This window comes from Saccharicrinis aurantiacus (assembly GCF_001660705.2).
Classification (GTDB): domain Bacteria; phylum Bacteroidota; class Bacteroidia; order Bacteroidales; family Marinilabiliaceae; genus Saccharicrinis; species Saccharicrinis aurantiacus.
Window position 1 is genome coordinate 112,825 of the sequence record NZ_LYBV02000022.1, and the last position, 22,048, is coordinate 134,872.

The 22,048-nt window shown below is 33.6% G+C and carries 12 protein-coding genes; all 12 read right to left on the bottom strand.

All coding sequences use genetic code 11. The annotated features are described in order from the left end of the window. Positions 1–163: 163 nt before the first annotated feature. The 12 genes from A8B35_RS09245 to A8B35_RS09305 all read right to left on the bottom strand — a co-directional run bounded on the left by A8B35_RS09245 (position 164) and on the right by A8B35_RS09305 (position 21,866). Positions 164–781 carry a type 1 periplasmic-binding domain-containing protein gene (locus A8B35_RS09245; protein WP_068472480.1) on the bottom strand — a complete coding sequence of 206 codons (618 nt, stop codon included), beginning with the start codon at positions 779–781 and terminating at the stop codon, positions 164–166. A 262-nt stretch (positions 782–1,043) separates the two neighbouring features. Next, the gene (locus A8B35_RS09250) at positions 1,044–1,571 is read right to left on the bottom strand and encodes a hypothetical protein (RefSeq protein ID WP_068472482.1); all 528 of its coding nucleotides are present in this window, start codon (positions 1,569–1,571) and stop codon (positions 1,044–1,046) included. Between the two features lie 182 nt (positions 1,572–1,753). Further along, entirely contained in the window at positions 1,754–2,614 is an 861-nt protein-coding gene (locus A8B35_RS09255; RefSeq protein ID WP_068472484.1) for a hypothetical protein, read from the bottom strand. A 158-nt stretch (positions 2,615–2,772) separates the two neighbouring features. Then, positions 2,773–3,897, bottom strand: coding sequence for a DUF4238 domain-containing protein (locus A8B35_RS09260; protein ID WP_068472486.1), 1,125 nt, complete (start codon positions 3,895–3,897; stop codon positions 2,773–2,775). A 506-nt stretch (positions 3,898–4,403) separates the two neighbouring features. Then, on the bottom strand, positions 4,404–4,898 hold the full coding sequence (locus A8B35_RS09270; RefSeq protein WP_068472491.1) for a hypothetical protein: 495 nt from the start codon (positions 4,896–4,898) through the stop codon (positions 4,404–4,406). A gap of 68 nt (positions 4,899–4,966) precedes the next feature. Then, a complete protein-coding gene (locus A8B35_RS09275) occupies positions 4,967–6,718 on the bottom strand; it encodes a hypothetical protein (RefSeq protein ID WP_068472494.1) in 1,752 nt (583 codons plus the stop codon). A gap of 11 nt (positions 6,719–6,729) precedes the next feature. Next, positions 6,730–8,496 (bottom strand): RagB/SusD family nutrient uptake outer membrane protein, encoded by a 1,767-nt coding sequence (locus tag A8B35_RS09280; RefSeq protein ID WP_068472496.1) that lies wholly within the window; start codon positions 8,494–8,496, stop codon positions 6,730–6,732. Between the two features lie 11 nt (positions 8,497–8,507). Next, entirely contained in the window at positions 8,508–11,624 is a 3,117-nt protein-coding gene (locus tag A8B35_RS09285; protein WP_068472517.1) for a SusC/RagA family TonB-linked outer membrane protein, read from the bottom strand. 916 nt (positions 11,625–12,540) lie between these two features. Then, positions 12,541–14,439: a family 16 glycosylhydrolase gene (locus tag A8B35_RS09290; RefSeq protein WP_068472498.1), complete on the bottom strand. Its 1,899-nt coding sequence runs from the start codon at positions 14,437–14,439 to the stop codon at positions 12,541–12,543. A gap of 186 nt (positions 14,440–14,625) precedes the next feature. Then, the gene (locus A8B35_RS09295) at positions 14,626–18,903 is read right to left on the bottom strand and encodes a hybrid sensor histidine kinase/response regulator transcription factor (RefSeq protein ID WP_139314852.1); all 4,278 of its coding nucleotides are present in this window, start codon (positions 18,901–18,903) and stop codon (positions 14,626–14,628) included. A 362-nt stretch (positions 18,904–19,265) separates the two neighbouring features. Then, complete coding sequence (locus tag A8B35_RS09300) at positions 19,266–20,537, bottom strand: Lcl C-terminal domain-containing protein (protein WP_222844132.1); 1,272 nt, start codon at positions 20,535–20,537, stop codon at positions 19,266–19,268. Positions 20,538–20,555: 18 nt separating this feature from the next. Continuing rightward, the gene (locus A8B35_RS09305) at positions 20,556–21,866 is read right to left on the bottom strand and encodes a sulfatase-like hydrolase/transferase (protein ID WP_068472501.1); all 1,311 of its coding nucleotides are present in this window, start codon (positions 21,864–21,866) and stop codon (positions 20,556–20,558) included. Positions 21,867–22,048: the final 182 nt, after the last annotated feature.

Here is a 22,048-nt window from a genome sequence, read left to right on the forward strand (position 1 = left end):
TAATTTAAGGAAGTATGTATACTTTTTGCGGAAATTTCTCTTTTGAAGTTAAAATGTAATAAATCCTAAATTTTAAGATTATAGTATACTGTGTGAATTATAAAGAGCAAATATTTTTAATCCGTTTTCTCAAGTTTTATAAATGCACACTGTCACCTAAAATTTATATGCCTCGTAAAATTTGCTTCACTCCATATTCAGGGCTCGAAACAACTTCCTTTGTAAAATTGCGTAAGAAATTCTTGGCCCCTTCCATAGATGCTTGTGCTAAAAATATTACGTCGACTTGTTCCTCGATTGATTTGATTGAATTTGCAATTTGAGCCTCATACTCTGATTGATTTCCATTGGTAAAATGCACCCAATGCTCAGAACAATCGCAGCTGATAATTTCTATTTCTTTGTTCAACCGCTTTGATGTTTGAACTAACAAGTTTGTGCTAATATCCCTAGTAGAACTAGCGGTATATACCAAGCCTATTCTATCGAATTTACCTACAATATACTGCACAATTGGCCTGTCAATTCTAAATACATTATTATACTTATCACTTTCTTCTCCGAATGTAGAACAAGTGCATATTATTAAGCTTGGATTGTCCTTCTTTATTAAATCAATCTGTTTTTTAAATGCTTCAGAATCCGTTTTACCATTAGTTATAGCTGATTCTAGTATTTCTTCATTTACAAAATGCTTAGTCGGTATATTGTTATCTATCGACCTAAGCAATTCTTCAAATCGATTGATATGAATTTTAGAAGTATGTATAAATGCGATCATTTCTATGTGTTTAATAGTGTAAGTGATATACTCTTGAAAAGCAATTACTAAAATCACTAAGCATTAAATTTAATTTAGCCGCTAATGATGAATATATTTCCTAAAGCTAACTGGATGAAAATGTAGGTGATTTGAAAAACCAAAACAATTAAAACCCAACAGAGCCGAAACAAAAGCTTAGGCAAACTTATTTAAAGAGTAAAACTGCCAAACTCAGCCTGCCAAACCATGCCCTTTATTTATTGCTACCACCAGTTATTTCTTACTCATTAATATATTTCGGGATTCCGTTCTTAAAAATGTGTCCTGTTATGGCAACCCATAAAACAATAACCGAAATAAATAACAGATTTCGAGCTCCAGATAAATGTAGTCCTTTAAAAATAACACTTGTCCAGAAAAATAGGTACCATGCTATTTTCATTCTTTCAACAAATAAGTCTGTCTTTATAGTTTTCAGTCTAATTAATTGGTCAATTAAAATCACAATTAACCCTACTGAAACTAAAGTATATCCTATTATAGTTGGAAGATGCAAAACAAGAATTCCTACTCCAACTAAAATCAATAAGTCTCCAAGTCTTACAAGTTTTCGTTTCTGGTTTTCCTTAATTTTTGTAGTCAACATTAGGAATGCGATACCTAACAATTGAAGAACAATATATAAGCCATTAAATAATTTATGAATAACTACACTGTCTGAACCAACTGTCCTTATGTATATTCCTATTCCTGTGTAAATAACTAAAACAAATAATGATATGTAACCTAATATTCTATTTGAACTCATATTTATTGTGTTATTTAATTGGTGGTAATGTTGGCATATAAAACGTAAGTTATTTTGAAGCACTTAATTATCAACATTGCACATAGCCAAAGCTTTTGTTTTGGCGGGGGTGATAAAATGCTCGGATATTCCGTAAACTACTGAGCTACTTCTGTTTTATTATGTATTTTTAGGTTTCATTTTTATTTAACACTAAGATAATCAACAAATTCATACCCCTTATTCGTTAAGTCATACGACTTACCACTTTGAAAATAATTTTCCTTTATTAATTCATTATAATTCAATTGGTCTAACATTGCTTCCCACTTCGCACATTCCCTTTGTCCTTCAGCTGTATATTCTTTATCGGCATGAATAATAAACGAACTTCCAACTAACTTGAGAAGTGTTATATTGCTTTCCTCTTTAGCACATCCTACAAGCAAATCTTTTGCTTCACTTGACAATTCTAATTCCAATAACTTAAAAGGATTAGTTTCAACACGTATTAAATCTTCATTTTGGTTGATAGGAACCTCTAATGATTTAAAATAAACATGATCATTAATCGTCATCATCAGGTGGTCTTTTAGTCTTGCTTGAAATTCTTCAATGGTAGAATATGTTTCGACAAGTCCTTTGTCAAAACACTCTTTCTTAAATTTCATTAGCTTTTTATACTGAATACTTTCTACACTATCCATTCGCACTGGAGCTTCTGAAAAATAAAGCATTGCTGGTTTATTTTTCTTAATATGTCTTTCTATTTCCTCAATTGTCCCACTTTCAAAATCTCCTGTCTTAGTCCCTATTCTAGTCCAAAAAATACCAATTAATAAATCTGCTTTATCAGTTACTTGCTTATGAATAAGATCTTGGGCTCTTTCTCCCATTAATGGTGACGAATGAGTTTCCCAACCTGTAGGTAATAATACTATTTTTGTTTTGTCTGAATTAATAAAATTCCAGGAATTTACTATTTCCCTAGTAATACCGCGTTCCTTTAGTACATCACTCGGAGATGCGATCATAACATTATATACTTCTGCTTTATATGACATATTGGAAATCTATTTTTTATTTATTCTTAAATATACATTTTGAGTTTTGCGAATCAAATGCAACCTAACGTTGAGTATATGCAGAGTAGGCGGTTGCAGGCTTCAAACTTATCATACCGTTACTATTTTGAAGTGGGCTACAGCCCTTGAATTTACTACTATTTCGCCCATTTTGTATATACAGTGTTAGCGGCTTTTTTCCTCATATCTTCTTGTCTTTTAAGATTCTCAGGATGTTTCCGTAATTGAGCCATCGTTGAGTTAAGCTTATAATTCTTTCCTTTTGAATGCATTTTAATTCCATTTATACTCAAATTCATTTCACAATCAGAGCTATTCAGAATCAACAAATTCTCCTTACCTGAATTCAAAACTTCATCTGGATTCTCTCCTTCCTTTACTACAAAGCTTAATTCAGACTGTGACTTGTTTCCTCTCTCATACTCTAACGACTTTTCATGAAGATATCTCACATAACTCTCTGATGCTTTCTCATCAAAGAAAACTGTGCTAAAACAATTTACAAATTGCAAGATATTCAATTTGTCAATATCCTCTTTGCATGTTAATTGTAATGATTTTTGTTTACGTGTTCCAACCTTATATATTCCTGAGTCATAAAAAACAATCATAATTTCATGATTAAGAGGAATGAAAATTTGAAGACCTACTGCTCCATATCCAGTTTTCGAATTAGGCCATTTCCTTTGTTCTAAAAACTGATTATACTTAACAACAGGGAAGTCTGAGGTAATAAATGGATAAGATGTTTGATTTAGTACTAATTTATAATCAAGGTCTACGGTATTCAGAATCATATCGCTAGTCATGGATAATGAAAGCTCTATATGTTCTTCGTGCCCTAATTGGGGAACTAATTTCGTTAAATCTGCATTTGGGTCTAGCTCTAATACTCGCTTTTCCATTTGCTTAAACATATTTTTCATTCCATTAATTCTTACAGGATTTCTTAAATCTGTCAATGAAACAAATCCTAACAAGTCAGCATGTTCTTTAGTTTCTTTTTGGGGAATAGTACCTTTTTCTAAAATATCTTTAATTGCAGTTGAAAGAAATCCCTCTATATCTGCTAAACCATCCTCAATGATACCATCGTGTCCATAAAAGAAATTCTTTGACCCCTGAGTTTTTAACTTCGCACGCTGTATGAATTTTTTATTAAAAATATTAAATACACCAATCTGCTTTTTATTTCCTTGAAAAGAAAAATTTCTTAGATAAAATTTCGGTATATAATGTTGATTTTTTTTGTCTGTTGTCATTTTACCTAAAGTTACTCGCTGTCATCTCTAAAATTGCCGCCAACTAATTATATCCTCACCATATGCGTATATCATTCTAACTTATATTCTATATACTCAGCTCAAAAGGATATTTACACAAGTGGGAATACATTAAGCGATGTGAAAATAGCGAAACTTCTGTTATGTTCATCTACATATGTTAATTTAAGAATAAAATAAATATGCTTCCGCCTCATATTATGATCACTAAAAGCTCTAAAGGCAAGGTATTGGGGCACAAAATTGAGATATGGCGGCATAAATCGTCTTTCTATCAGAAAATATTTACTGAGACTAAAACTGTGATAGGCACCTTCCTTCCTGAAAAGGAGGATAGATCTCCTGAAAGTTTTAAGAGACTTTCTTAAGAAATGTAATATGTTATATAACTAAAAAAGCCACCTGTGTAATACAGGTGACCTAACCAATTAATCAAAAATCTATAATTTATTTTTCAACCATCTAATTTTCAATAAGTGTACACTTTAATAATATACTTCAGCATCCTCAATATTAATATTATATACCAATACCTCTTCCATACCATCACCTATTGTTTTATATACCCTTAAAGTACCCGTATTATCTTCTTTAAGTCCTTCGTACACATAGTGAGGGTTAACAATAGTATCATTTATAATATCTGTCTCTGGTACAGAAGTATCTATTGTATAAATAAGGCTCTGCTTTAATGTATAACTAAAATTAAAATTTTCAGTTGTTGTCTCGTTTTTCAAATCAGAAATTTCATACTTATTAGCGTTATTCACAATAGTTTCAATATGTAACAACTCTTGCAAATAAACATTTATTGTATTAGGCTCACCAACCATCTTAGATACATTTTGAGACTCAAATTCGGTAGCCTGTATTACAGGTGTTAGTTCAACCTCATTTTCTACCCATTCATATTCATCACAGGCTGATAAACCAAGGATACATGCAAGAGTAAATATTATATATTTTGCTTTCTGTTTCATTGTATTGATTTATTAAATTAATAAGCACCACCTCATTTAGCTTTTAATGAGGTGGCAAATAAAAATAACTATGGTCTCTCTTCTATTTGAATAAGTTCAAATTTATCTAAGTAGAATATTTGCTTACCTGTAACTCCAGGATTATCAGCTGTGCGAATGTAGTATGAATATCTATTTGCATCGTCTTTCACAATATCTATTGTAAGATCAATTTCTTTCTCAACTGTAACCCATGTATCCTTATCTAAACTTGACAAATCCCAGAATATTTCAGGGCTTGAATTCCACCCTGCGTCTTTACTAGCAAAATCAGTACGTAAGGTAGTTAATGTACATGTTGATGGAATATATAGTTTATGTCTAACAATATATTTTCCAGCTAATATTGTTCCTGCATCATCTACTCCCATACCCCAAAGAGGATTACTGTCTGAAGAAGCAACTTCAGATTCGTATTTCATGAAACCAACACCACTAATTGCTTCTACTCCGTTGTGCGCATCAACTCTTTTCCAATAATAATTAGCGTTTGAAGGTAAATAGTAGATTCCATTTCCAACATCTGCTGATGAGTGGTGACCTACTTGGCTTCCTTCGAAGTCAGCAAAATCAGCATTATTAACCATTAAGTCGTTCTCAAACAGAGTCACACTCTCTCCTGTAAAGCTACTAAGCTCTCTATAATCTTGAGAATTAACGATTCCCTTACTAGCATCGTAATTCACTTCTAATTCATCACTGAAATAAATCATATCCTTTAAAGTAAGAATAATCACAGAGTTGTCAACAACATCACGTTCTGCAGCTACTACCTCAATAGTACCAGACTTGTTGCCATTTGTATAATCAACAGTAAACGCACTAGCCACGTCTCCTAAAGGATTTAACAAGCCACTTGTTTTAACTGAAACTGTTCTGTCGGAATTCACATTAGAACTGTTGTATACAAGTTTTTTAGTTGTTTTTATAACATTTACTTTTAGAGGAATAATTTTACTCACTTTAGATACTGGAACTGTAGACCCTTTTTCAGGATTACGTTCTGAAGTAAAATTACCTAACATACTAGCTTTATATCCTAAGTTTGGAAATAAAATAGTAGCTGCTGAATCTAAAGACTCAGCTTGTTCGTCTTCTCCTATATTAATAAGCCACTTTCTATCTGTTGGGCGATCTGTAGTGGTCATATCAACAAATAAAAGACTACCACCAACTTCAACATCAACAGTTTCCCATTCTGAAGCATTATCCCAATCAGGAATCTCATCTTCTAATACCTCAAGAACTTTAACTGTATCAGTTACGTTCCCTTCATCATCTTCTATAACTTTATAAACCTTATAGGCTGGTTTCATTTTAGCGTAAACATCCACAACAAAAGCGGTATCGATTACCCAAACGCCATCTTTTTCATAAGCCTCTAATGGACGTGTTCCCTCAAAGGTTACTTTTTCGCTAAATGTATTGTACAAACGAACTTTGTGCACACCTGGCTTTTGAAATAAAACACTTGCATCGTAATCTGTAGTTTCCATTCCGGCTTCTTCATCTACCCATTCAGGTAAACTATCTGTACGCTGAAAGCCATATTTAAGAAAGTTCGCACCTTCTGCTTCAATGATCCATTTATGACTTAATGCATTTTGAGATGCATCAATAAAAGCCATAAACTGACCTTCGTTTAAATTATACTCCGTTTCTTGTGGCATACTTGTATACCACGCTACATCTGTTACAGGATAAGGAGCATCGTAATCATCATTACATGATACTAAGGCTATCAATGCAAAGAGTACTATATATATACTTGATTTTGTCATAACTATAGTTTTTATTCGTTTAATCCAGGATTAGTTAAAATCTCCGTTGAAGGAATAGGTAACCATGCATGTGTATCGTACCTAAAGTTAGACGCAGCCAACTGGTAATCTTTATATACAGGGTAATTATCATTCTGAGGGTCAATTGCTGTTAGTGTAGTAATATTTTTGCTATCACCTGATTGTAAAACATGATCTGCCCCCCAATAAGTTTCTTGATAACGTTTCTTAAAGTTCGATTCTAACATCCCCCATCTACGTAAATCGTTCCAACGTATTGAATACCCTTCAACAGAAGTTTCTAAAGGTTTTTCAATTTGCTGTAAGCGCTCTAAAAGACTTTCCTTAGAATAAACAAGCTCATCATAAGTACGAGAAACATCTCCTCCATTTGGACCAGTTAATACTAAATTCCAACGTTTACGCACATCATTTATTTGCTTAAGTGCTTCTGAAACATTATTCTCATAGATATAACATTCTGCAAGCATTAATTTAAGATCTCCCAACCTGTTTAAAGTTACATTTTTGCCAGAGTGTTGTTTACCTCCTGGTAAATCTTTTTCGTCTTCTAAGATATCATGGTTACAATAATGCTTATAACGAGAGAAACCATTTTGAGCATTAAATTGAGTCTTATCATGAACTAATCCTTGGTAGTATTCTGTATGTTCATCCTGAATTAAAGCAATCATAGCTGATGCTCTTTTACTAACTGGTTTTATCGTTCTAACCGATGGATCATCTTCATCTACTAAATAGTTAGTTGAAATTAAAGGATCTAACTGCTCATTAAGATATGCCCATGTAATCCAACACGAAGGAAATACATTGGTTTGATTTGATCCCCTACCATCGAATGAAAATGCTAAACGATTACTTAATCTATCTTCACTCCATGTATTATACTCACTATTCATTTCATTTGAAAAAGCCACTTCTAAGATTGACTCTTCATTCATTTGTCCTGCTGTGGTATATAATAAGCTTAGATCCTCAACTAATCTGTAACCAAAGGTTAATACTTCTTCGAATTTCTCTTTAGCCATCTTAATCTTTTCAGCATCTGGATTTTTTGGATCAGCTAAGGTAGCTTCATATAAATAACTAGTACCTAAAATTGTAGCTGCAGCACCTTTTGTTGCTCTTCCTTTATCTTTTGCCTCAGGATAAGTAATTGGTAAATGTTCGTAGGCATATTGTAAATCCGCTCTAAAGAACGCCATCACATCTTCCGATTTTGACAAGCTAGAATACATCTCATCTTGAGTACCTGCCACTTTATCTTTAATTATGATATTTCCTTTATTAAAAGTAGTATGTAAATAAAAGTGATATAGGCCTCTTAAAAAACGTGCTTGTGCCATTTGGTTATCCCACTCAACTTGATCAGATATATCTGTAAGATTCTCAAGAGCTGTAATGGTTTGATTTGCTCTATAGATACCTAAATAAAGTGCTTCCCATTTTTTTACAATATATGTGAATGAGCTTGTATAAGTATGATTATACCAAACAGCGCCATCACCACTATAGGTTGGTCTACCAAAACCAGGCGTAGCACAGTCAGAACGTTGTGCTTCTTCTGCTACATTTAATGCAAAACTATTTACTAATGCTGCGTAAGATGACGTTAAAGTAGAACTTGTTTCACTTAGATTTCTCCAATATGAATCACCATCAGTCATATTTGGGTTGGTCTCGTTTAACCAATCCGTACATGATGAAAATAGCATAATTAATGCTACTCCTAAATATTTATATAATTTATTATTCATGTTTCTACTAATTAAAAGTTAAGATTTACACCAACTGAATATAGAGACGTAATAGGGTAATTACCTTTATCTAAACCTCTACTGTTAATACTAGTACCACCCACCTCTGGGTCAAATCCGGTATATTTTGTAAACGTTAAAGGGTTTTGAGCTGTAAGGAAGAATCTACACTTACTTATATTGGCTTTTTCTGTCATTCGGTTTGGTAATGTATACCCTAAAGTAATATTACGAACACGTAAAAAAGAACCATCTTCTAACCACAAAGCAGTGTTACCATAGTAATTAATGTGTTCATTAGGCTTACCTCTATATGAAGGTATATGCGAATTAGGATTTGATGGCGTCCATTGGTCTGTCATATCTTTATGACGATTGTAAGCATAAGCAGTAGCTTTTGCGCCATTCATTACCTCATGACCTACAGCTGAATAAAGTTGAATATTTAAATCGAAACCTTTATAATCGGCACCAATATTAAAACCTATTTCATAGTCTGGCAATCCGCTACCCGAATAAACTCTATCTTCGTCAGTTATTTCACCATCACCATTAGTATCTACGTAAATCAAATCTCCCATACGAGCATTTGCGTCTAACTTTTGGTACTCTGCTAACTTAGCTTCAGAATTAATAACACCATCTGTTGGGAATAAGAAAAATGCTCCTGCTTCATATCCTTCAGCAAGTGCCGTAACTCTTGACTGATTTGGGTTTCCTGGTATTAATCCTTGATCAGAAGTTAAGGTAAATCCTCCTAAGCCATTGATTTGAGTAATTTTATTCTCATTGGTGGAGAATGTTCCAGAAAAATTCCAATTTACTTTACCTGTTTTCGCTTTATAACCTGCAGCTAACTCAAAACCTTTATTAGTCATATTACCCACATTAAGAATAACATTTGGGTCTTTAGGAGTCGTCATACCTGTGGTAGGGAGAGAACCGTTAGAACCCGGAACTTGTATAGGCATCAACATATCACGCTTATCAGTATTGTAATATTCTGCAGAGAAGGTAATCTTATTGTTTAGGAAAGACATATCAAATCCAATATTTGACTGAATAGTTGTTTCCCATTTAACATCAGCATTAGCAAAACTTGATAAAGCCGAACCTAAAGCTTGTGTTCCTCCAAAAATATAATCTACACCATTAACAACACCTGTTGAGAATGAGTATGGGGTAAAGTTTTGGTTACCTACTTCACCATAACTTGCACGAATTTTAAATTGATTAATCGTCTGCTTCAGATTGCTGAAAAAGTTTTCATCCATCACATTCCATGCTACCGAAGCTGAAGGGAATGTTCCCCACTTATTAGCATTCGCAAATTTAGATGAACCATCTCTACGTAAACTACCACTAAATAAATACTTACTCTTATAGTTATATTGAACACGCCCAATTATACCAATAAGTTTATTTGTATAATTATTTCCTAACGATGAAGCTAAAGGGTTAGAAGTTGCGCCATCTAAAACATCGATATCATTATTTGTTACACCACGTTTTGAAGCTCTAAATGCTTCAGATGTATAAACCTCTATAGATTGACCTCCATACAAAGTTAGATTATGTTTCTTATTAAAGGTTTTTCTATAGGTAGCTCCGTAGTTAAAGTTAGTTGAACGACGTTGCGTCGCATCCATCTGTACATAACTATCTCTTACAGCATCAGTTGCCAAAGTTCCATCTGGATTATAAATTTCTTGAAATGGACTAAAACGATGACGGTAATCGTTGATAGCGCGAACCGCCATACGAGCATTAACATTTAGACCCTTCATTAAATTATAGTTTACATTTAAATTTGCATAACTATTATTACGGTCCATCTCATCAGTGTCCTTAAAGCTATTTAATACCCAACTTACATTTTGAGCTTCATTGTCTGAATCAGTATAAATAGGACCATCACCTATTAATGCTAGATCCTGATTGGTTGGGTGATACTTCAATCCGTTTGTAACAATACCACCTGGAGGACGACGTGTAGTTTCTAAAGACATTCCTACACCTGCATTAATCTTCCACTTATTGTGTGTATATGTAGTATTAATACGTGTATTAAAACGCTCAAAACCAGAATTAATTACAACTCCCTCTTGATTATAGTAACCTAATGTTACGTTGTAAGTAATATCTTTACTACCTCCTGATAGGTTTAGGCTATAATCTTGTACAGCAGCATTATCTTTATAAATAGCTTCGTTTAAATCTGTATTGTTTTGAAAGAAATATGGATTTCTCAAGACAGGCAATAAAATGTCATCATAATTGGTACCATATCTATTATTCATTTCTAACAAATCTGCATATATCTGCTCATTAGTATTCATTACTGGCGTACCAGAAGTTATATTTTGAATACCATAACTTGCATTTAAACCAACCTTTAAAGTTCCTGCTTTACCCTGTTTTGTAGTAATTAAAATTACACCTGCAGCTCCTCGTGTACCGTAAATTGCACAAGATGCAGCATCTTTAAGTACATCAATAGTTTCAATCTCATTAGGACTTAAACGAGGGTCATCCTCCATCTCAATACCATCAACTACATATAACGGAGTATTTGATCCATCAATAGAACTTACACCACGTATAAGAATTGACGAGCTTTCTCCTGGCTGACCTGAACCCGCTGTTACATTAACACCAGCAACCATACCTTGTAATGCATTACCTAAATCAGAGGTTACCATTTTATCAATTTGCTCTGCCTTAACTTGAGCAACAGCTCCTGTTAACTCTTTCTTTTTAACAGCACCATAACCAATAGCTACAACTTCATCTAAGCCTATTGATTCAGGTTTAAGCTTCACATTAATTACACTTTTATCAGCCTTAACTTCTTGAGTTTCCATACCAATAAAGCGGATAACAAGCACATCTGATGCTTTAGCCTTAATGTTAAATTGCCCATCCATATTTGTTATAGTTCCTACTGTAGTGCCTTTTACCAGAACACTAACGCCTGGCACTGGCAACCCATCTTCGGTGCTGGTTATAACACCTTTTATCATAGATATTTGAGCTTGTGCATTCAAACTAAAAAGCATTAGTCCAAGCACCATTGATAGCAGAAATAAATTCCTCGCTTTCAAACTCCCGGATTTTGATTGTTTCATAAACATAGTTTTATGTGATTTATTATACTTGAAATTCATTTTGATTAGTTTTAGTGTTTAGGTTAAATGGTTTTTTCATACGCTCATATTTTTACTGTTACTTCAATTTTATTAGTTAATATTTGTATCTGTATATTAATTTATGTTGCAAACTAAGTCTATTATCTCGTCAGTATATTCCTATATTTTACCTCAAACAAGCACTTTTTTACCCTCTATTTTATTTGAAAAAGAACCTTTGTATTTTAATTAATGAGCCATGCCTAGCATAAAACTCAATGAAGTTTTCGGGCTTACTGAATATTCAAGAATAGCCATTAACTAATTTTCACATTCAAAAGTAACTACGTTAAAAATATTGAATATAAACTTGCATACATTTGATATAAGCTACAGTACAAACCACTAACCACAAGCACTTTGAAACTGAATTGTTAGCTTAAAGAATAGGAATAAATCAATGGTTAAGTGAATAAACATTAATATCTAATGCAGATTAAATGGTTTGATTAAACTACAAGTACACCACTTTTACTATTAGACATAAAAAAGCCTAGTGAATAAATCCACTAGGCTCGTTTTAATATTTGGTAAGATATTTTGCATCTATTATGGCTTACATTATCTAGCTTATCTTAAGCCATAATTTTCAAAAGGCGCCTGACCGTATTTTGTAATCTGCCATTTACAGATTGGAACCGAAGAAATCCTAAATAATCCTTATAATGAGAAAAGAAATACTCTTTAGTGAGTAATATGAGAGTTTTGTATTAGCAGTAAATTTTAAGCATAAAAAAAGGGATTTCAACCGTTGTTGAAATCCCTTTCATTTAAACTAAACCACATTTGTTATAAAAAACCAATTAGATTCTGAATCATGCGGCTATTATTATTGTGGTATCAAATCATATTATCATTACTTGACAAGCAGCTTCACGGTTTGATTATTGTCTGCTTTAACAAAATAAACTCCAGCTGGAAAGTCTGAAATATTCATTGTATGTTTTATTCCTGTTGGTATAAGTTCAGATTTCACCATTGTTCCATTTGAGTTATATATGGCAATTAAAGTTTCATCCTTAACCATATTCAATGCTTCTATTGAAATAATATCACTAGCCGGATTTGGAAATACCTTTAATGTAGCCTTTCTATTATCCGGAGTTAACAGATTCTCAGAAGCACTGGCTGATTTTAAAAGGCTTCCATCGCTAACTTTGATAAACTGCCATTGGGTCCAATTTAAAGCAACAGAAGTAGGGCGCTGTCTTAGAGCACTTCTATTTGAAAGATCCACTTCCATAACATCAGCGGTCGATGGCCTGAAATATTGCGCAGTTTGCCTGTTTTTTAAATAAAAGAAATTACTTGAACTTGAAATTTTCTCCCATTGTGTCCAATTGTTCTGTGTTTGGCTTTGTATCATTATACTACCATTACTATTGTCTGTAGGTCGTAAATACATTCCCGTTTCCGCATTCTTCAAATGAAACCATCCGTTACCTGCATCAACAACTAACCATTGAGTATAATTATCAGTACTAAGTGTTGCATGTTTAACCTGTGAACCTTCTATATTATTTAATGGTCGAATATCTTTTCCTGTATGTCTATTACGGATATAAACATTTTCAGAATTATTGCCTCCTGAAGAACCACTGGATGTAACATTAACTGTACATTTTGCTGTTTTTCCGTTAGTTGTTGTTACGGTAATAATGGCTGTTCCAACAGACTTAGCTGTAACTACTCCTGAGCTTGTAACTGTAGCTACTGATGTTTTTGAAGAGCTAAAAGTAACTGATTTATTAGTTGCGTTTTGCGGACTTACAGTAGGCAAAAGTGTAAATGAAGCTCCTGTATTTAGGGTTTTTGTTGATGAAGATACGCTTACTCCTGTAACTTCAATATCATCAGATTCTATCTTTTCCCACACTCGCACATAATCAACATACATTGTTGTTGGTATCTGAGATAGCTTCGCATTTGCATCAGGATCGGTTACCGGATTCACTGCATGGTTTGCATTATCGTAAAACTTAACAAATGGCTTACGCAAACCGAGTGATAAAGTAATATTCATTGGACGTTTCCAATAAGTATTAGGTTTTCGTGCAACCTCATTCCCATCTACATACCAAATAATTTCTGAGTCGTTTACTTCACATCCATAAATATGAAATTCGTCTCGAGGATCCCATGGTGCTCTCCATTTGTTTAATTGAGTTTCTTTGTTTGGTTTTGGTCTTAACCAAACATCCTGCCCGTTTTGCTTTACCACGGCATGAAGATTTAGGTCCATATCATAAATATCATCCTGGATACCTTCAAACCAATCAAACTGTTGCAATTCAACAACATCAACCTCGCAATACACAGGTTCCCCTTCTGCTGCGTTTCTATCAAAATCACTAAACAACCAAAAGGAAGGACATACACCCTCACCAATTGAAGCGCCTTTAATTTTAGCTTCATAATAGCCATTCGTCATTGTACGATACGACTTTAGAATACCAGATTCAAAATAAGTACCACCATTGGGAACATTACCAGCATTATGGGTCATGGTAAGTTCAGCAACACCATTATTTATCTTAACATTGTTTTGATTATCCCACTTCCAACCAGTGGTGTTAGGCAAGCCGCTGCTTTTAATCCATTTGTTCCAATTGGGTGTATCATCTGCAAATTCGTCTGATATACTCCATAATATTTTCCAATTATCAGATCCACCATCTGATTTTGTAGGCTTTTGAGCCCATAATTGTAAACTCATTCCTAGTAACACTACGAATGCTAATAAACCTTTTTTCATGATTTAAATTTTAAATTAGTATTTAGTTAAACGCTCTTTAACCACAGCTATATGAGATTGTTAGCGTTTGATAATTAAATACAAACTTATATTATGATGAAACCATGTTGTTGCTCTGATCCTTTAATATGTTGCTCCTATTCATTTAGTAGCTAAGAATAAAATTATTCTGAACACATATTCATGTTAGACACATTTTGCGTACTTATTTGCATATTGAGATGGAGATACTTTATATTTTTTCTTAAATGCACTGCTAAATGCCGACTTACTTTCATAGCCAACCATAAATTGCACCTCAACCACTCTTAAATTATTACTCGCTAAAAGCTGTGCAGCTCTTTTTAGTCTAAATTCTCTTATAAAGTTACTCGGATTAAGATTAGTAAGGCTTAATATCTTTTTATAAATATGACCTTCACTTATACCCATATAGTCGCTAAGTTTACTTACTGAGAATTGAGAATTTGACATTTCTGCTTCAAGCACTTCTAACAACTTACTTAAAAACACTTCATCGGCATTAGTCACAGCAATTTCCTTTGGATCTAAACTCATGCTGTTAGTAAATATCGCCTTTAAATTACTGCGTGAACTTATAAGATTAGCTACAGTTGCTATTAACACATCTATATTAAAAGGCTTTTCTAAATAAGTATCAGCTCCTATTTTTAAACCATCGATATGATTATGGTCGGAACTGTATGCTGTTAATAGAATAACTGGAATATGACTGGTTTCGATATTAGTTTTAATATGTTTACAAAACTCAACCCCATCCATATTGGGCATTATAACATCACTTATTATTAAATCAGGATTATACTTTTGCGCCATTAATAAACCTTGTTCGCCATCATTGGCTTGAATTGTTCTGTATTTCCATTGCAATTCAGCTATCAATAGTGTTCTAATATCTTTGTTATCATCAACAATTAGCACTAGCGGTCTTTGGTCGTCTCCATCAATAATCTCAACTACTTTTTTCTCCTCGCCTTTACTGTTTAATTTATTTGAGAGAATATTTACTCTTTCATTAATGGATTCGGATAATGTATATGCTTTATCCTTTTTTTGAAGATGTTTAGAATCAGTGAGAGCCGATAATTGAATAGTAAAAATACTGCCTACGCCAAGCTCTGATTTTACCGTCAGCTTGCCTTTGTGCAATTGAACCATTTCGTTGGTTAATGCTAAGCCTATTCCTGAACCATGAAAAACATGTGATTCAGAGTTATCTATTTGCATAAACCTATCGAATATATACTGAATCTTGTCCGCTTCAATTCCAATGCCCGTATCCTTTACCGAAATAAACAGATAATCGTTATGTGTATCGATACTCAACTCTATTTCTCCTCCTTCTTTGGTAAATTTAAAGGAGTTTGATAATAGATTGTAAATTACAATCTCCATCTTTTCAGCGTCAATTGGTATATACAACTCATCAACATCGCAAGTAAAAATTAGCCTAATTCTTTGTTGAACAGCAATGGTTTCGAATATATTAAGTATCCCTCGAAAAAAAGGCACTACATTAATCATTTCTAGATTAAGATCTAATTGCCCTTGCTCTAATCGTCTAAAATCAATAAGCCTATTTACTAAATGCAATAACCTATTCCCATTTTTCCGCATCATTTGAAATAGTAAATGGTAATCGCTAATTGCCACATTACCTTTTAAGCTTAGAAGTTTTTGAAGCGGCACCAACAAAAGCGTAAGGGGCGTTCTAAATTCATGAGATACATTGGTAAAAAATTGCAGTTTTGTTTGATTAATCGATTCTATTTTTGAATTTAGTTTTTCTAACTCATTACGTTGTAATATTAATTCTTTGTTCTGATTACTCAAGGTTTGTTTCTGCTCTAAAATTTGATTCCTCTGGGCTTCGAGTGTTTTTTTCTTATGTGAAAGTATTCTATTTTTATTTTCAAGTTCAAAGCGAATACTCTCTAAATCATTATTTGCAATTTCTAGTTTAATGGTTCGTTCTCTAACGGTATTTTCTAGGAGTGTTGTTTGTTGCTTCAATAGTTTTAACCTTTGCTTATAAATAATATAGAGTAACGTAAATAAGAATAACATAACTAAAAAACGAAACCACCAAGTAGCCCAAAAAGGAGGATGCACCTCTATTTTAAAACTGGTTCCGTGCTCATTCCATACTCCATCGTTATTAGAAGCTTTTACTTTAAAAGTATAATCGCCAGGTGGCAAATTGGTGTAATTGGCATACCTTTTCGTCTTACAATAAACCCATTCCTTATCAAACCCATCTAACTTATAAGCATATTGGTTTTTTTCTGATGATGAATAATTTAAAGCTGTAAATCCTATGGTGATTACATTATGTTCATAATTTAAATATATCTTATCCACCAATGAAATGTGTTTCTCAAGTATACCATCCTGGGCTCCTACCTCCACACTTTCATTATACAATAACAAATCGTTTACAACCACCTTCGGAACTAAGGTATTATCAACAATATTATTGGGGTGAAACAAATTAAAACCGTTAGATCCGCCAAATAATAACTCCCCATCTCTGGTTTTGCAGCCTACATAATCCGCAAAATCATTATTCTGAAGACCATCTGTTTTATGGTAGCTTTTAAAAGAATTTTTCAGTTGGTTATAACATGAAATGCCATTATCAGTGCTAAGCCAAAGTTTATTATCTCCATCAACTAATATTTTACAAACATTATTACCGGGTAAACCATCCTTTTGAGTATAAAACGTAAAAGATTGAGATCTAACATTAAACTTGCTCAATCCTGCTGCTGTTGCTACCCAAGTATTTCCTGTATTATCTATACAGATATCGTTCACCTTATTGCTCGTAATTTGTAACGGACCATTATTTCTATTTACAAATTGTTTATGTTTACCACTTTCAATATTGTATAAGTATATTCCATTATTGGCTGTACCAAGCCACAGCTTATTGTTATTCGCTTTTTTAATTGAAGTTACAAAGCAATATCCTTCAATTCGTTTAAATGAATAATTAGATGTATCAAAAGAATACAGATTTTGTTGAGTAGCTACCCAAACCTTATCATTTTCAACATATATATCGGTTATGCAACGTGCTTGAATAGACTGATCATCGAGTATTGGACACTGCCTAAACCGATTGGTTCTTTTATCCAATATATTTAATCCTCCTCCCAAAGTACCTACTAATAACAAATCATCATTGAGCTGATTTATTACTGATATATACTCGCTATTTAAAGCTCCTGAGGTATGAGCAGATGCTTTATAATGAGTAAATGTTCCTGCCTTTTTATTAAAACTGCTTAAGCATCCTCCCTCCTTAGTGCCAACCCAAATAACTCCATCCCTATCTTCAAATAATGCTCTCACATTATTATTGAGTAAACCATCTTCTTTGAAATTAACCTTGTAGTGATCAAAGCGTTTCTCTTTATTATCGATGTAATTAACTCCGGACTTTAAGGTGCCTAACCACATTATGCCGTCATCACCTTTATGTATGCACGACAAACTGCGTGTACTTAAACTTTTCTCATCATAAATATTAGGCTGATACAATGAAAACTCCTCTAGTTTAACATTATAAATGTACAAACCTGCTGAGGCCATAGCGATATAAATGTTACCATCATCTCCTTCCTCAATTCCACTAACGCGATTGTAACTAAGATGTCCTGATTTTATACTATAGTTAATACTGTTATCAATGCTTTTGTTTGGCAGGCAATACAAACCGCTATTCAAGGTACCAATCCAGATATTACTTTTAGAGTCGGCATATATATCAGACACATCCTTAATATGATGGCTATTTTCAACGAAAGAGAACTCATTGGTGATACTATTAAAATAGTAAAGCCCTAAATTGCTCCCAATCCAAATTTTATCCCCGTCAGGATACAAACAATTAATTTCTACATTATCCAATGTAGCATTAAAAGCATCTAATTGATAAGATGCTAAAAACTGTTTAGAACTAACATCAAACTTATCGAGTCTATTAGATCGGGCTAACCACAAGAAACCCTCTTTATCAAAAGATAAGTCGTTTACTCTTTGATAATAATTAGCATCAACACGGATGTTTTTATTATAGTAACGGGTGATGCAATCTTTTTTAAGATTATAAGAACAAAGTCCCTGTTGTGTGCCTATCCAAAGGTTTGAATCGCGAGCCTCTTCAATGCAAAGAACTATATTATTTGAGATGCTATTTCTATTTTCAGAACTAGCCAGAAAGGTTTTAAATTCATAAGCATCATACCTATTCAAACCATAATAAGTACCAACCCAGATAAAACCTAATTTATCTTGATGTATACAATTGATTTTACTTGATGATAGACCATCTTCGGTTGTCAACTTCTTAAAATTAATCCCAAACGCCTTATAAGAACACATAAGACTAAAAAGTAGGATAATTGCGAATAACTTTTGGGTGTAGGTTTTTTTCACTTTGTTTTTATTAAGTCATAGTACCAAAAACACCCTCAAATGATTGATATAAATTACTTCTATTGTGTTTCAACTTCTCTATAAAATATCAATGTAGCTATGGCTATACATCTATTTAACACATTGTTGAAACCCAATATAATTCAAGTTATTTATCAATCATTTAATAATGCATTTGGTATAAATCTTAAACTATTAACGTAAAAATGCACGCCTATGTTATAAATAATGAATTCTTTTTAATCACTGAAAGACAATAATTTCAGATTACTATTTCGCAACCACCTCTACCAACTTAAAAATGCAAATGGAATTTAATTGTAGTACTATTAAACAAGCTAATGGACTAAGTTATTTTAATTCTATTGCACTATTGTTCTTACTAAACGAACGTAGTGACTAAACCGAACCACATCACCCTGTGGGCCGTGTCCTGCGCTGTAATCTTTGCCATCATCTGTTTTAGGATCGCTACGTTGTGCCCCTGCTCCGTGCACATCAATTGGTGTTGTTGCTCCTTCAGGGAAGAAACCTAAGGCTTCGCCAAAACAGATGTATACTGCCGACGCTGAAGATTTCAAATTTAAATGGGTAGTACTACTCCAAAAAAATGGATAATCTTCTAAACCACCTTCTACTGTTATTTTTGATATATTAAAAATTGGATCGATGGCAGCACTATTTGTGGCCTGTGGTGAACGCGTATAATCTAATATACTTTGCAATTCTTTAGCATTTGGCACTCTCCAATCAGAATAGCCCAAATACTTTTCTGCATTTTTTTCCTGAGCCCAAGCTAAAGCCTCTTTCCACTCCATAGCCATTCCACTATCATTCTTATCCCACATTAAACCTGTAGCCTTATCCGAGACTGTGTTATTGGTGGTTTCTTCAAAATCATTTTTCCCGTAATCAGTATTACCTCTTACCAATTTTACAGAGTAATCTTTCTCCTCTCCGTTAGACATGTATGGATAGCCTTTTATACGGCCATCAGCTAAATTTAGTCCAAATAAGGTTTCATCTTTACCCATTGTTACGCCAGTATATTTGGTACTACTATAATATTGTACATCAATGGCTCTGTCTCCATTGCTGAAATAATCAAAGTCGAAGTAGGTATTATCAATAAAAGGAATGGCATTGGATGGTGGCACTGCTTCCATATCGGCGCTACTCACATCGGTACCATTAAACTGCATAAGCGAGTATAACTCCTTAATGGTAGGAATGCGCCAATCGTTATATTCCCCCTTATTTTTCTCTTCTAAATAGGCAAGAGCCTCTGAATGCGTTAAACGTTGGTAAATCTTCTCCCAAATCAAGCCTGTAATATTATCTGTTACAGTACCATCGGCATTACTCGTATAGGATGGTGAATTATTGGTAAACTGAGCATCTTGCCCATAAAAGGCTTCTCCCTCTTTTGGTGCTACCGCAAGAACTTGAGCATTATCGTAATAAACGGTTTGCTTGGTATCTACAATCTGATATTTTAAGCTTAATACAATATCGTTATCATCAGGAGTTGTTACCTCTTCGTCTTCTGGAGACTCTACATCGTTGTTGTCATCATCGCTACACGATAATAGAAGCATACCCATTAGAAGTAGTAAAATATATGGCTTCTTCATAATTTATAAAGTATTTAGTTATTCATTAATTATTTTATCGGCTTCGCTGATTAGTTGCTGTTTGGCTTGAATATCGTCTGAATTTGTACTGCTATATAAGTCTGTTGTTTCATACGGATCGTCTATCAAATTATATAGCTCATCATCTTTATCGTTATTACTTATGAGCTTGTAAATTCCATCAGAAATAGTGTATCTGTAATCATCGCCATGATCTACTTCTGAGAAATTATAGCTTCGTAAAGCTATGGCTTCATTGGTAAATAAGGGTTTAAAACTATAACTATCCTGATATTGGCTAATACCAACTCCTGCTATATCAGCAATAGTTGCAAAAAAATCAGCAGAGCTAATTTGGCTATCGTCTCTCACATTCTTTCGGCTTACACCTTTACCAGAAACAATAAGCGGTACATTGATACCTCCTTGATAAATGGAGCCCTTGGCTTTTCTGCCTCTATATGGTAATTGCAATACGTTTTTATCTGTTCCGTTATCGCCCAAGAATATAATAATGGTATTTTCTCGTGTATCCTCATCCATTGAATTAAGCAGACGTCCCATTTCATGATCTAAACTTTCTATCATGGCCAGATACATGGATAACTCCGTATTTTCAGCCTCGTTTTGTTGATGTAAATCAGAAGGAGGATAATGAAACGGTGTATGCGGCGCTGAATAAGCCAGCCAACAAAACCATGGTTTGCTTTGATTTTTAATCCAATCAATGGACAAATCAGTAATTTTTGTGGTATTATAAATTTGGCAGGTTTCCGCTTTACCATTCTGTACCAAATTCCAATTACTATAATCATCCATAGCGCCACCCATAAAACCAGCAAAGTGTTCAATACCGAAATCGTTAGGCGCACTTAGGTCGTTATTTTTAGATAGGTGCCACTTTCCAATTACTGCCTGAGCATAGGCTGAATCTGTTTTGGCATTTATATACTGCTGAATAGATTGCTCTGTTTTTGAAAGGTAAGACTGATTAACACTCAATATCCCTGTTCTGCTACCATATTTACCTGTTATTATCGAAGCTCGTGTGGGCGAACAAACTGGGTACGCCCATGCATTATCAAAGGTAATGCCATCTAGAGCTAAAGCTTCCAAATTGGGCATGGCTGGCTGTATTTCTCCTTCAGAATACAAAGGGCAAGCATCGAGCCCCATATCATCGGCTATAATTAGTAGAATATTTGGTTTTATGATTGAATCATTCTCAATACCTTCATCAATATCCTCATCTTGATTTTCGAGCGTATTGCTCTTTTTACAAGAACCGAGAAATAATAAGATTGAAATTATCCAAACAATATTTTTCATAAGACATTAAATTTAATCATTAACAAGATCACCCATATTTATATATACGCATACAATGTTGTCCTAAATAATTTATGTATTGGGTTTTCAACCCAAACCTGCCTACCGGCAGGTAGGCCCGACTTCATCCTGAAACAATTAAGAATACTCAATTCTTAATCGTCCCGATATTTTAAACTCGC

Bases quoted from the DNA above. Each gene is read 5' to 3' on its own strand.
- A8B35_RS09245 (WP_068472480.1), bottom strand. From the start codon at position 781: ATGATCGCATTTATACATACTTCTAAAATTCATATCAATCGATTTGAA.
- A8B35_RS09250 (WP_068472482.1), bottom strand. From the start codon at position 1,571: ATGAGTTCAAATAGAATATTAGGTTACATATCATTATTTGTTTTAGTT.
- A8B35_RS09255 (WP_068472484.1), bottom strand. From the start codon at position 2,614: ATGTCATATAAAGCAGAAGTATATAATGTTATGATCGCATCTCCGAGT.
- A8B35_RS09260 (WP_068472486.1), bottom strand. From the start codon at position 3,897: ATGACAACAGACAAAAAAAATCAACATTATATACCGAAATTTTATCTA.
- A8B35_RS09270 (WP_068472491.1), bottom strand. From the start codon at position 4,898: ATGAAACAGAAAGCAAAATATATAATATTTACTCTTGCATGTATCCTT.
- A8B35_RS09275 (WP_068472494.1), bottom strand. From the start codon at position 6,718: ATGACAAAATCAAGTATATATATAGTACTCTTTGCATTGATAGCCTTA.
- A8B35_RS09280 (WP_068472496.1), bottom strand. From the start codon at position 8,496: ATGAATAATAAATTATATAAATATTTAGGAGTAGCATTAATTATGCTA.
- A8B35_RS09285 (WP_068472517.1), bottom strand. From the start codon at position 11,624: ATGAAACAATCAAAATCCGGGAGTTTGAAAGCGAGGAATTTATTTCTG.
- A8B35_RS09290 (WP_068472498.1), bottom strand. From the start codon at position 14,439: ATGAAAAAAGGTTTATTAGCATTCGTAGTGTTACTAGGAATGAGTTTA.
- A8B35_RS09300 (WP_222844132.1), bottom strand. From the start codon at position 20,537: ATGAAGAAGCCATATATTTTACTACTTCTAATGGGTATGCTTCTATTA.
- A8B35_RS09305 (WP_068472501.1), bottom strand. From the start codon at position 21,866: ATGAAAAATATTGTTTGGATAATTTCAATCTTATTATTTCTCGGTTCT.